This is a genomic window from Acinetobacter sp. LMB-5 (assembly GCF_001541635.1).
Taxonomy (GTDB): domain Bacteria; phylum Pseudomonadota; class Gammaproteobacteria; order Pseudomonadales; family Moraxellaceae; genus Acinetobacter; species Acinetobacter pittii.
Window position 1 is genome coordinate 268,380 of sequence record NZ_LRDR01000003.1, and the last position, 13,060, is coordinate 281,439.

Annotated in this window: 14 protein-coding genes; 8 read left to right on the forward strand and 6 right to left on the reverse strand. The window is 37.7% G+C overall.

Annotated elements, in window-relative coordinates; genetic code table 11:
- The first annotated feature begins 17 nt into the window (after positions 1-17).
- The 4 genes from uraD (at position 18) to AW165_RS04720 (ending at position 3,080) form a co-directional block, all read left to right on the forward strand.
- Positions 18-521 (forward strand): 2-oxo-4-hydroxy-4-carboxy-5-ureidoimidazoline decarboxylase, encoded by a 504-nt coding sequence (gene uraD / locus AW165_RS04705; RefSeq protein WP_060465101.1) that lies wholly within the window; start codon positions 18-20, stop codon positions 519-521.
- A complete protein-coding gene (uraH, locus tag AW165_RS04710; RefSeq protein ID WP_060465102.1) occupies positions 518-841 on the forward strand; it encodes a hydroxyisourate hydrolase in 324 nt (107 codons plus the stop codon). Before uraD ends, uraH begins: the two co-directional genes overlap by 4 nt.
- Before the next feature lie 24 nt (positions 842-865).
- Positions 866-2,233: a nucleobase:cation symporter-2 family protein gene (locus tag AW165_RS04715; RefSeq protein ID WP_060465103.1), complete on the forward strand. Its 1,368-nt coding sequence runs from the start codon at positions 866-868 to the stop codon at positions 2,231-2,233.
- Between the two features lie 121 nt (positions 2,234-2,354).
- Positions 2,355-3,080 (forward strand): outer membrane protein OmpK, encoded by a 726-nt coding sequence (locus AW165_RS04720; RefSeq protein WP_060465104.1) that lies wholly within the window; start codon positions 2,355-2,357, stop codon positions 3,078-3,080.
- Between the two features lie 53 nt (positions 3,081-3,133).
- Here AW165_RS04720 and hpxO read toward each other — a convergent pair whose 3' ends face one another.
- Positions 3,134-4,291: an FAD-dependent urate hydroxylase HpxO gene (hpxO, locus tag AW165_RS04725; protein ID WP_060465105.1), complete on the reverse strand. Its 1,158-nt coding sequence runs from the start codon at positions 4,289-4,291 to the stop codon at positions 3,134-3,136.
- Positions 4,292-4,490: 199 nt separating this feature from the next.
- Here hpxO and alc point away from each other — a divergent pair, with 199 nt between their 5' ends.
- Together alc and AW165_RS04735 are read left to right on the forward strand one after the other, a co-directional pair.
- Positions 4,491-5,501, forward strand: a complete 1,011-nt coding sequence (gene alc, locus AW165_RS04730; protein WP_060465106.1) for an allantoicase — start codon at positions 4,491-4,493, stop codon at positions 5,499-5,501.
- Positions 5,498-6,001: an ureidoglycolate lyase gene (locus AW165_RS04735; RefSeq protein WP_060465107.1), complete on the forward strand. Its 504-nt coding sequence runs from the start codon at positions 5,498-5,500 to the stop codon at positions 5,999-6,001. The genes alc and AW165_RS04735 overlap by 4 nt, the downstream gene beginning before the upstream one ends.
- Positions 6,002-6,121: 120 nt before the next feature.
- On the opposite strand, the gene parE is transcribed toward AW165_RS04735, so the two are convergent.
- On the reverse strand, positions 6,122-8,005 hold the full coding sequence (parE, locus tag AW165_RS04740; protein WP_060465108.1) for a DNA topoisomerase IV subunit B: 1,884 nt from the start codon (positions 8,003-8,005) through the stop codon (positions 6,122-6,124).
- Between the two features lie 14 nt (positions 8,006-8,019).
- A complete protein-coding gene (locus AW165_RS04745) occupies positions 8,020-8,601 on the reverse strand; it encodes a YqiA/YcfP family alpha/beta fold hydrolase (RefSeq protein ID WP_060465109.1) in 582 nt (193 codons plus the stop codon).
- A 211-nt stretch (positions 8,602-8,812) separates the two neighbouring features.
- Here AW165_RS04745 and AW165_RS04750 point away from each other — a divergent pair, with 211 nt between their 5' ends.
- Positions 8,813-10,156 carry a hypothetical protein gene (locus AW165_RS04750; RefSeq protein WP_032005011.1) on the forward strand — a complete coding sequence of 448 codons (1,344 nt, stop codon included), beginning with the start codon at positions 8,813-8,815 and terminating at the stop codon, positions 10,154-10,156.
- A gap of 115 nt (positions 10,157-10,271) precedes the next feature.
- On the opposite strand, the gene AW165_RS04755 is transcribed toward AW165_RS04750, so the two are convergent.
- The 3 genes from AW165_RS04755 to AW165_RS04765 form a co-directional block, all read right to left on the reverse strand.
- Positions 10,272-10,916, reverse strand: coding sequence for a hypothetical protein (locus AW165_RS04755; protein WP_228138732.1), 645 nt, complete (start codon positions 10,914-10,916; stop codon positions 10,272-10,274).
- A 129-nt stretch (positions 10,917-11,045) separates the two neighbouring features.
- On the reverse strand, positions 11,046-11,663 hold the full coding sequence (locus tag AW165_RS04760; RefSeq protein WP_060465111.1) for a hypothetical protein: 618 nt from the start codon (positions 11,661-11,663) through the stop codon (positions 11,046-11,048).
- A 214-nt stretch (positions 11,664-11,877) separates the two neighbouring features.
- Entirely contained in the window at positions 11,878-12,231 is a 354-nt protein-coding gene (locus AW165_RS04765) for a DUF5991 domain-containing protein (RefSeq protein WP_060465112.1), read from the reverse strand.
- Between the two features lie 145 nt (positions 12,232-12,376).
- On the opposite strand from AW165_RS04765, the gene AW165_RS04770 reads away from it, so the two are divergent.
- The gene (locus AW165_RS04770) at positions 12,377-13,024 is read left to right on the forward strand and encodes a haloacid dehalogenase-like hydrolase (RefSeq protein WP_060465113.1); all 648 of its coding nucleotides are present in this window, start codon (positions 12,377-12,379) and stop codon (positions 13,022-13,024) included.
- The last annotated feature ends 36 nt before the right edge of the window (positions 13,025-13,060 follow it).

A 13,060-nucleotide genomic window follows, 5' to 3' on the forward strand; every position in this document is an offset into this window, starting at 1 on the left:
CGAGTTTAGGAATAACAGTGTTTTTAGCCGAGTTTAATCAAGCCCCACCAGAACAACTCAAGACTTTGTTAAAAAACTGTGTCCACATTCAAGCATGGGCCGAAAAAATCATCTCAAATCGTCCCTATTCAACAAAAGCATCTCTTTGGGAATATGCAGAACAGTTAAGTCAAATGTGGTCATGGCAAGAGATACTGGCAGCATTAGCAACCCATCCAAAAATTGGTGAACGCCAAGCTAAAAAACAACTCAATGCAAAAGAGCAAGATTTTTCATCTAAAGAACAAGCTGGCATTTCTTTAGATGAACTAACACAACAGGCTCTGCTACAAGGCAACATGGATTATGAACAAAAGTTTGGCTTTATTTTTTTAATTAAAGCGGCAGGCCTCAGTAGCGATGAAATTTTAAAAAAGCTACATGAACGACTACAAAACGACTTAGCTATCGAAAAAACAATTGTACATGAGCAACTTGCAGCGATTGCTCTATTACGTCTATCTCAGGAAATACAAGCATGATCAGCACTCATATTTTAGATACGAATTTAGGTAAACCAGCTGCAGACGTAGAAGTGAAGTTATTTCATGCAGCAACCCATGAGCTGATAGCGACAGCAACCACTAATCAAGATGGTCGAGTGAGTGATTTTGGAATAACAGACTTTGCAAAAGGTGCTTATCAACTTGAATTTGAAATTGCCCCTTATTTTTTATCGCAGCAAGTCAAAACTTTTTTCCCACGTGTTTGTATCCAATTTTTTATAGAAGACATCAATCAGCATTATCACATTCCATTACTGATCAGCCCATTTGCTTACTCCACCTATCGCGGTAGCTAACTCAATTATAAATAGGAGAAAAATATGAATCATCAGCAAAAAAATGCGATTTCTCCAGAGCATGAATATTTAGGAATTTCCAAAAGTTTTGCTTACGGCTTACAGCATGTGCTGACCATGTATGGTGGTATTGTAGCCCCGCCCTTGATTATTGGAACGGCAGCTAGCTTAAGCTCAGCACAAATCGGAATGTTAATTGCAGCAGCCCTATTTGTAGGTGGATTGGCAACCCTGATCCAAACCATCGGAACCAAATATTTAGGCGCAAAATTACCTCTGGTACAGGGTGTATCTTTTGCGGGTGTGGCCACCATGGTCGCGATTATCACCACAGGCGGTGGTTTACCTGCTGTCTACGGTGCGGTCATTGCAGCCTCTTTAATTGGGCTATGCCTTGCGCCTTACTTTTCAAAAATTATTCGGTTTTTCCCACCTGTTGTGACGGGATGCGTCATCACGATTATTGGTCTATCTTTGTTACCTGTTGCAATTCGCTGGATGATGGGCGGCAACAACAAAGCGCCTGACTGGGGTAGCGTAGAAAATATCTCTTTGGCCCTGCTGACCTTAGGCATTGTGATCGTTCTAAATATGCTGCCGCAAGCAAGCATTCGCCGTTTATCAATTTTGTTGGCTATTGTGGCTGGTACCACCCTCGCCTACTTTATGGGTTTTGGTGATTTTAGTCAGGTGAGTTCAGGCGCATGGCTCCAATTTCCACACTTATTTGCATTTGGTTTACCGACTTTCGAGCTCAGCGCAATCTTGTCGATGTTGATCGTCACTTTGGTGATTATGACTGAAACCACAGCCGATATTATTGCTGTCGGAGACATTGTAGGAACTGAAGTCGATTCAAAACGTATCGCCAATGGTGTTCGTGCAGATATGTTCTCAAGTGCTTTTGCGCCTATTTTTGGTTCGTTCATGCAAAGTGCTTTTGCCCAAAATGTTGGACTGGTTGCGATTACAGGCATCAAGAGTCGATTTGTCGTAGCAGCAGGCGGTGTCATTCTGATTATTTTGGGTCTACTACCTATTATGGGTCGTTTGATTGCAGCGATTCCAATGCCCGTACTTGGTGGTGCAGGTTTGGTCTTGTTTGGGTCGGTTGCAGCGAGTGGAATCCGCACTTTGGCAAAGATAGATTATAACGATCAGAAAAATTTAATTATTGTCGCGACCGCTTTATCAGCTGGGATGATCCCAATTATTAACCATGAGTTTTATGCTCATTTCCCAGTTTGGGTACAAACTTTGTTCCATTCGGGCATTAGTTCAACTTGTATCTTTGCTATCTTATTGAATTTATTATTTAATCATTTACCTTCATTTCGTAGCTCGCGTACCCCGCATTTGAGCCAAACAATAAACACAAGAAATACTCATTAAAGATTTACTTTTTAGCGCCCCACTTCGGTGGGCTTTTTTTTAACCGTTGATCAAATTTGGCTTCATTTTTGCTTAAGACCCTGTATCCTTAGCGTGCTTTATTTGGGGGGAGATCATTTAAATGCAATTAAAGCAACTTGCGGCGACTTGTGCCTTGTTATCTGCAACTGCCATGGTTCAGGCGAAACCAATCTGGCAAGATTTTAGTGTGACTGGACTTTATGGTGAAAACTATGAAGTTGTAGATGACAAAGAAACCACGATTACTTTGGAATATGCAGCGAAAGTTAAATACGCTGATGTATTTTTCTTCATGGACCACATGCGTGGCGAAGATGATCATAAAAGTACATATTTTGAATTATCACCACGTTTAAGCTTAGGCGAAGTGTCTGGTAAAAAACTGTCGTATGGCCCAATTAAAGATGTACTCATTAGTACTACTTGGGAGGGAAATAGAGAAAATGGTAATAACTTCAACAATTTCTTGTATGGTTTTGCAGTTGACTTAAATATCCCATATTTCCAATATGCAAATTTAAACTTCTACCGTGCAGATAATGACAAAACTGACGACGATTATCAAATGACGTTCGTTTATGGTATTCCATTAAAATTAGGATCTGAAGATTTCTTGGTAGATGGTTTCCTTGACTGGTCAACTGCTGAAGGCGACCATGCGAGTGAGTTGAACTGGACAACTCAGTGGAAATGGAATGTGGGTAAACACATTTCTCCTGATACACGCCTATACCTCGGTATCGAGCACTCAGTGTGGAATAATAAATTTGGCCTTCAAGGTCGAGATGAAAATAACGTTAGTGCATTGGTTAAATACCACTTCTAAAATCCAAATTTAGAAGATAAAACAGCAAGGAAAATTCCTTGCTGTTTTTGTTTTTAATCAAGTGGATTACCCACAATATTACTAATAATCCCCTGCATAATATGTCCACCTTGTTCACGGCGTAATTCTTCATACCATGCTTGTGTAACAGCTTCATCTTTCATATGTGTCACATCACAACGTTTGCGTGCTCGAAGCACCAACTCATTGGCACGTTCATTGCGCTTGTTTTGATAGCGACGTAAAGCATCCTCTAGCCCCAAAGTATTAATTTGCAGAGAACGCGCTAAATAAATCGCGTCTTCCATGGCTTGGCAACCGCCTTGCCCAATATCGGGTGTCGTGCTGTGTGCAGCATCACCCAAAATCACCACGCGACCTTTATAAAATTGAGTAAACGGTTCAATATCATGTATTTCTACCCGATTGGTCTTTTGCGGGTCTAAGCGTTCAATAAGCTGCTGTACGGGTTGGCACCAATCAACAAAATATTGTTTTAAAAGTTTTTTATAGTCATCTCGATTATTGTCTAAACCTGCTGGCAAAGGCACATCCAAAAAGAAATAGAATTTGCCATCTGCAACTGGCATTAAAGAAGCTCGCTTGCCTTCGCCCACATAAGTCGTCCATTGCTGGGCTGGAGCCAAATCTTCAGAGATCTCAACCAAACCATTCCAATTTACATATCCCGCGTAACGACGCTGTACTTGCTGACCCAATACATAGGTCCGTGTAAGTGAATGGGTGCCATCAGCCCCAATTAATAAATCAGCCTGCGTTGAGCTACCATCTGCAAAATGAACTTCTACATAATCAGCTTTGTCTTCAAGACTGACCATTTTTTTGCCTAAATAAATCTGATCACGACCAAATTCATCCATCAACATATTTTGTAAATCAGCACGTGCAACTGGATAAGGTCGTTGGCCCACTTCTTCAATTAATGGCAGTAAACTGAATTGTGTCATCACATCTCCAGTTAGACCATCCACATAGGCCAAATCATCCATTTGTCCACCAAGTTTGGCGATTTTTTCAGTTAATCCCAGATAGTTCAGACATTTCACACCATTCGACCACAGCGAAATTGCCGCGCCGACATGAAGAATTTTTTCAGTTTGCTCAAAAATGCGAACTTGGTGACCAAATTTCTTTAATGCAATGCCTGTGGTTAGACCTCCCATTCCTGCACCAATAATCACCACATTCATAACACTCTCCTATAGATATTCACCTATAGGGTGCTTATGCTAAAAACATGCCATCGTTCAAAATTTATTTAGCTTTTCCACAAAACTGGCATGCACCATGCTTATATATTTATGTATAAAACTCGACTTGGCACGCTCCGTGTTAGCGCAGTTTTAAATGAAAAATCATGTTTTTAACAAGAAATACGGATACCCCATTATGGCAACATTGCACGCTCCAGCTTTTGAACTTCCTGAGATTTTGAATACTAAAACCAATTTGGCAGATGCCCGAATTGGTGCACAAGTCATTGAGTGTTCAGATGATTTCTTTGCAGAAGCAAAGCGTATGCTGCAATTTGATGCACCTATTTTTGTTGAAGATAAATTTGATGATAACGGCAAATGGATGGACGGCTGGGAAACGCGTCGTAAGCGTCATGCGGGCTATGACTGGTGCATTGTGAAGTTAGGCGTAAGTGGAAAAATCACTGCTCTTGATATTGATACCAGCTTTTTTACAGGAAATTATCCTGCATCTGCATCATTAGAAGCATGTTATGCACCAAATGGAGACCTAACAGGGGCAAAATGGGAGAATGTTTTAGGAAATACTGAACTCGGCCCGAGCCAACATCATATTTTTATGGTCAATAATGATGCACTTTTCACTCATATACGCCTCAATATTTTCCCAGATGGCGGTATTGCACGTTTACGTGTCTATGGTGATGTTCATATTCAAGTAACTAACAGCGAACAAACTCTCGATTTATTGGCTCTCGAAAATGGTGGCCGTGTAGTTGCCTATAGTGATGCTCATTTTGGACACCCGCGTAATTTGATTAACCCAGGTCGCGGAGTCAATATGGGCGATGGATGGGAAACCAAACGCCGCCGTGCACCGGGTTATGACTGGTGTATTCTTGCGTTGGGTAAAAGCGGAAAAATTGAAAAGCTTGAAATTGATACAGCTCATTTTAAAGGGAACTTCCCTGCCCAAGCATCTATTCAGGCGGTTTACCTCGAAAATGCAACCGATGCACAGTTAATTCCTCAAAGTATGTTTTGGCCTTACTTACTAGAAGCCCAACCGATGCAAATGGATCATATTCATGAATATGTGAATGAGATTTTACAGCATGAAAAAATCTCGCATATTCGTATTAACATGATTCCAGACGGTGGTATTAGTCGTGTTCGTTTATGGGGAAAAATTGCCAAGTCATGATCATGAAGAATGTTCAAATTCAGCCATTAACCATTGAGAACTTTCAGTCCTTTGGAGAAGTCATTTGTTGCGATGGGCATGACTTTTTTCATATTAACGATGCCCACACTGAGCGCTATCATGCGCTCGTTGAAACTGAAATTGAAGGGGAAGCAAAGGCAGGAATTAGTATTTTCCGTAATATTAAGGCCAGTGTGCTGCCTCTGGAAATTTCAATGCTAGAGCGCCATCCGAAAGGCTCTCAGGCATTTATTCCACTACAGCAACAAAAGTTTTTAATTATCGTGGCACCCGCTTTGGACGAAAATACTCCTGATATTTCAAAACTATGTGCTTTCGTCTCGAATGGAAAGCAAAGTATTAATTATCGGGCAGGCACATGGCATCATCCTTTGCTTACCTTCGAGGCACCCAGTGATTTTGCAGTGGTAGATCGAATTGGAGGTGGAGCAAATTGTGATGTTTTTCAATTTCCACAGGTTATAAAAATTACGACCTAAATTAAAATATACAAATCTGTCTATTTTAATTTAATGGTAGAAATCGTTGTGGTGATTTCCAACAATTTAGATTTACATAAAAAAATCCCCGCCAATTGAGCGGGGATTTTTTACGCCTTTTTAGACAGTGATATCAGCTAAGTTACCCTTCTGCTCAAGCCACTGCTTACGATCTGCCGAACGTTTTTTCGCAAGTAACTTGTCGAGTAAACCTGCCGTTAGATGCACATCATCTAGATCGAGCTGAACTAAACGACGCGTGTTCGGGTCCATAGTCGTTTCACGTAGTTGAATCGCGTTCATCTCACCCAATCCCTTGAATCGGGTAATTTGCGGATTACGATTACCTTTAATATTTTTCAAAATAGTTTCAAGTTCATCATCATCAAGCGCGTAATGAACATCTTTACCAATGTCGATACGGAACAATGGTGGCATTGCCACATACAAATGTCCTTCTTCAACCAATGCTGGAAAATGTTTAACGAATAAAGCACAAAGCAAAGTCGCAATGTGTAAACCGTCCGAGTCGGCATCGGCCAAAATACAGATTTTGCCATAACGCAGTTCAGATAAATCATCACTGCCAGGGTCTACACCAATCGCAATCGCAATATCGTGAACCTCTTGAGAAGCCAAAACCTCATCAGAAGAAACTTCCCATGTGTTTAAGATTTTTCCACGAATTGGCATGATGGCCTGAAAGTTTTTATCGCGCGCCTGCTTGGCACTACCGCCCGCAGAGTCACCCTCAACAATAAAGAGTTCACTTTCTTCACGTGTTTGGCCCACGCAGTCCGCCAGCTTACCCGGTAAAGCCGGGCCAGAAACAATCTTTTTACGCTCAACTTTTTTCGCAGCTTTTAAACGGCGCCCTGCTTTAGAAATTGCCATTTCAGCAAGCTGCATGGCAATTTCAGCATGTTGGTTGAGCCAGAGTGCGAAAGCATCTTTAGCAATATTTAAAACAATATTTGATGCTTCACGACTCGAAAGACGCTCTTTGGTTTGACCTGAAAATTGTGGCTCTTGGAACTTGAGTGACAAGATATAGTTCACGCCATCCCAAACATCTTCTGCCGAAATTTTGAGGTTTCGTGGTAGCAAATTACGTAACTCACAGAACTCGCGCAATGCCTCGGTAACACCTGAACGTAAACCGTTCACATGAGTACCGCCTTGTGCAGTTGGAATTAAGTTGACGTAACTTTCTTGAACCTGTTCACCGCCTTCCACATTCCAACAAATCGCAAATTCACATGCCGCACGGTCTGCCTGACCGCTGCTTACAAATGCAGGGTTTGGCAAAATTTCGCGGTCTTGCAATTCATCCATCAAGTAATCAACAAGGCCATTTTCAAATTGCCATTCGATTTTTTCATCGTTAATTTGATCGATATAAGTAATTTTTAAACCAGCAGCTAAAACAGCTTTGGCTTTTAAATTGTGTTTCAGTGCTTTTAACGCAAATTTTGGACTATCAAAATATTTAGCTTCTGGCCAAAAATGTACAGTTGTACCAGTCGCACGTTTTGGTGCTTTACCTTCTAAGACCGCTAAAGGTGCTACTGGTTCCCCTTGCTCAAAGGCCATCTGGTATAAATTACCCTGACGCTGAACTTCAACCTCAACACGTGTTGATAAAGCGTTTACAACCGAAATCCCCACACCATGTAAACCACCTGAAAACTGATAGTTATCGGTACTGAATTTACCGCCTGCGTGGAGCTTGGTCAGAATGATTTCGATACCACTTTGTCCATATTCAGGATGAATATCCACTGGCATACCACGGCCATTATCTTCAACCGACAACGAACCATCTTTATAAACCGTGACACATATTTTGTCGGCATGACCAGCTAATGCTTCATCAACAGCATTATCAATAACTTCTTGGGCCAAATGGTTAGGTCGAGTCGTATCGGTATACATCCCTGGACGACGACGAACAGGGTCTAAACCAGAAAGAACTTCAAGCGATTGAGCCGTATATTGTGTCACGTTGTACGTTTTCCTTATTTGATGGTGTGCGCAAAGAATTCGATCACTAACGGTAATTTTTCTTCAAAATCTTCCATAGCATGATTGCCATGAGCATCCGTCAAAATCAATGAGGATGGCGTTGCAGCACTATAATAGCGTTGTGCTTGACGATAATCCAAAATTTCGTCGCCTTGTTGCAATAAGACGAGTATTTTGTCGGCATTTTCAGGTTGTTTCAGTTCCAGTTGTTGTAACTGCCGTAACTGAACATGGTCAATTGACCATTGATCATTCACCACATAGGGCATACTTTCAACTTGAAATAACTCATCAAACAGTTTCCATGGTTGCATAGCAGGGTTAATCAGTACAGCTGGAACATTATATTTCGCGACAAAATATGTCGCAAAAAAACCACCGAGACTACTACCAACTAAAGCCACGTCTTGCAACGATTCAATTAGCGCTGAAACTTGCTCAACCACTAGATCAGGAGATCTATTTAAGTCTGGCAAATGCACATTTATGCCCAATTCGCTACAATACTGTCTAAGGCTCAGCCCTTTAATTGAAAGAGAGCTACTATTAAAGCCATGGAGGTAGATAATATTCATATATTTTCCCTCTAAATTGAGAATAAATTCACATTTTTGTTCTCAGTTTGTATATAAAAACACTATTGTCAGACAAGAAAAACCACTCAACTAACCATTCATCAGTATTTTAAAAACATGTGTTATTTAAACTACTAAGATGGAAACGTTTACTGCCGTTGATAAAAAGTACAGTTTAAAACGTCGGTTATAACGTATATGGGGAAAAGATATGCCGAGCTTAACACCACTACATGAAACTTATTGTAAATGGGATCGTACGCCACCGAGTCAGGCAGACGTACTAGAAGGTTTAGCTCAACTGTTCAGTACCAGCTTAAATGGTGTACATGAATTAATACAAGTTATTAATATTGAAGTATTAAAAAATGCTTTTGGTGTGAGCACACAAAATGCTAAAAACTTTCAAAAACGACCATTTGTGCAAAAGGCATATCAATTTTCTTATGGTGCTTTACAAAAATACGGTAGCTGTTTTTTAGCGCCAAGCTTACGTCATATTATTGAAAAATATCCCACACTTCACGAAAAACCACTCACCCCGAGCTTACATTTTTTAGTCGGAATTTTGAATGGGATTTTTGGGGATTATCTACTGAAACAGCATAGCCCCCTCGCCTTACCCATGGTGCTATACGATCACTACGGTGCAATACAACAAGGGGAACTCGCAGGCCGTATTGTGATTTTGGCTCATGGTTTGTGTATGAACCATCTGACTTGGTCAAATGCACACTATGGTGGCATTGGTGAGCGTCTGTTAGCACAGCGTGACCATAACACCATGTTGTATTTAAATTACAATACAGGTCGACGCATTTCAGCTAATGGACGCAGTTTTTCAAACTTATTAGAAGACTTGGTCCAACGTAATCCAAGAATTACCAGCATCGATATCATTGGCCATAGTATGGGCGGGCTAGTCTCTCGTAGTGCCTTATTTTATGGCAAACAAAATATGTATCAATGGATTCATATGGTCGAGAATCTAGTCTGTATTGGCTCTCCACATCATGGGGCAGTTTTAGAGCGCTTTGGCTTTACCATACAAGATAAACTTGGGGCTTTCCCTTTTGTCGGCTTACTCGGTCAACTGGTTAATATTCGCAGTAATGGTATTTTAGACTTACGTCACGGCAGCGTTCGTGATGATGATTGGGAACATATGGATGCCCGTATTGGTATGATGGATGATAACCGCGCGCCTGCTCCACTGCCTTCCCATATCAACACCTTTTTAGTAGCAGGGACCTTAGAATTTGAAAAGGTCCGCAATAAAGCGTTGACTGTTATTGGCGACTACTTAGTGAGTGTAAAAAGCGCGCTAGGCGAACACCCTAATCCACGTTTTCAGCTTAAGGTTCCAGACTCACATAAAGCCGTGTTTTATGGCTTAAATCACTTTGAAATTCAGTATCACTCAAGTGTTGCCGAACAGATCACTCGCTGGTTATATCCTCATATGAATGATTATGTGCAAGAGGGTATTCAAACCCATATTATTGATATGCCGAACTATAAGCTCGAAGATTTAGAAGGAATTGTAGAGACTTAAAAACAAAGCCCAACTTATGTTGGGCTTTTTCTAAATTGTATAGTTTACAATCATTTAAATCTGTCATAAGTTTTATATTTAGAAAGATTTTAAATCTTCGCAATCATTCTTTCTATTATTCACAAGCTTTCTTAATTATTTTATTAAAGTATAAGCTATCACCATTTTTATCAACATCAGCTAACATTGCTACTAAATGTAGCTGTCCTTGATCATCAAAATATAAACTTTCTTGAAATGAGTTATATATACCAACATCGATTGGAATATTATTAAATTCTTTATTTTTCAAATCAACAATCATTTTTTTATTTTTATTAAAAAGTTTTCTAGCATAAATAAGATTTCGTTTAGAGTCACTTTCAACTAGGCAATTATTATTTTTATCTAAAGTAATAAACTCTTTAGTCTGATCTTCCTCTGTTTTACTTATAAAAAAATGATATTGACATGGTGACCCACAACTACCATAAGTATGAAAAATATTTTCATTTACTTTATCAACCTCCGGGTATCTCATGTCTCTTAAAATAAAATTAGTTTTATTATCAGCATTTTTTACGACATCACAATATTCCTGATCATGCCCTTTACATTTCAATTCAACATTAAATGTCTCTTTTGCATAGATGGTTGAACAAATAATAAATCCAAAAAATGTAAGAGCCAATATAGTTAGCTTCGTAATATAAAAAAGGTAAAATTTTATAATTTTATTTTTTAAATATTTAAGCAGGTTTATGTTTTTCTCTATAACCATGAACACTAATCTCTTAATCATCAAAAGACTCAATTTTCTAACCAGAAATTAAGTCTGATACTTTTTTTAACACTTACACTAGACCTAAAAGAAAATTAGTATTTCTATCAACTAAAGGCACTAAATAAATTACTTCTTATCACCACCACAAGGATTTTTTATTTTCTTTTTAACCAATATTTCCCCATAATCATTTGCAATTAAATTTAAACTACCATCAGGTGAGAAAAAACTCTCCCCCTTAAAATAAGTATAATAATCAAACCTTTGTAACAACCCATTAAATTCTTTGGTTTTTAAATCGACAATTTTTCTAGGCTTATTTGTAAACAATTTTCTTGCATAAATGACTTTTTTCTGACTATTACTTTCAATTAAACAATTATTTTTATTATCAATAGTAATAAATTCGTCTGTGGAATCCTCTTTATTTTGACTATAGAAAAGCGTAACTAAACATGGAGACCCACAAGATGTTTTCACTTTATATAAGTTTTTATTTATTTTTGAAATATTTAAAAGTTTGACATCTTTTATAACTATTTCATTCTTACTATTTCTAGTTCTCACAATGTCACAATTAGAACTATATTCATCTTTACATTTTGCAGAAACTACAAAAGTATCATCATTTGCATATATGTTAAAACTAAAAATAATTCCGCTTAATAAAAAAATTGATATAAAAGTCTTTTTCATATTAAATCCTGTAACTTTCGTTATTTTTCGTTTAAATATTTCAATCATATTCTATCCTATAGCTACTTCCATAAATATCTTCATCACTTAGGTATTAAAACCTTCATCTTAGATATGCCGAGTCATATGCTTAAATGTTGACAATAAACTGTAAAGATATATAAAAAGTGAACTTATGTTAGGCTTTTTTATAAAATTTTAAATCTTTTCTTATTTTTTCAAATATTAAAAAAAGAAAAGGTTATAAAGAACCCTATATCAATTATTTATCCTTATAAAATAGATTATCTTTGATATCTAAAACTTCATCGGAATAAAGATAATATTTTCCTTTCTTAAAGACTACTTTTCCTAACTTTTCACCACTTTGAACTTTAAAGAAATATAGTTCGTTATTTTTCTTTTTCACTTTACATATATAAGATTTATCAACCTGAAAGCCAGCAATAGAATACTCACACTTTTTGGGTGTTAGCGTTAAAACCGATTCTATCGTCACAACATTACCACCCAGCAACTCTTCTGAACTATAATAATGATAAGTACCATTCCACTTATCTGCATTTGCAAATGTGGTAACAGAAAGAGCCAGCAATAATAAACAAAATTTTTTCATTTAATTAATTTATAAATAATCAAGTCAAACTATTATAACTAAATTACAATACAATAAAATATTTTATTGTTTTATAAATCAACTATTAAAAATACTCTTTTTTGAAAATTAATTCTTACCACAATTACCAAATCTAGAGAAATATATGAAAGAAATTGTTGTTTTTGACTTGGATGGGACATTACTATCGGGTGACTCTACAAAGGCATGGTTAACAGATAAATTGAAATCTAATATTTTTAGATTTATCGCTGCACTTATTGTTACGCCCATCGCTTTACCTCTTATGAAATTTAAGAAATATAAATCTAAAGGAGCTTCATTGTATTTATGGATTGCAACGTATAGTTTGAACGAAGAAGAATTAGAATACAGCTTTAAAGATTTCTCTAAGAATATCAATGAAACTACTTCCAGTTCATTATATTGGTTTGAGCAAGGGATAGCCGAAGTTAAAGATCATTTAGCACATGGAAGGATTGTGTTTATTGCCACGGCTGCACCAGAAAAGTTAGCGAATGTTTTACTCGAGTCTATCAATTTAGATGTACAAATTATTGGTACTCCTTTGCAAAAGAAACTAGGAGGATGGATAAGTGGGATACATTGTAGGTCGGAAGAAAAAGTAAGAAGATTGAATAAACTTGATATCAAACAACCTTGGTTCGCGACATATAGTGATGATATTGAAGATGACTTGCCTATTTTGATGGGTGCCAAACTCCCCTATTTAATTAATAGTGATAACAAGAAAATTAAAATTAATAATTTAAAAAAATTAAATTGGTTTTAAATAAAAAAGGATGCTTCGAATAGCATCCTTTTTTAT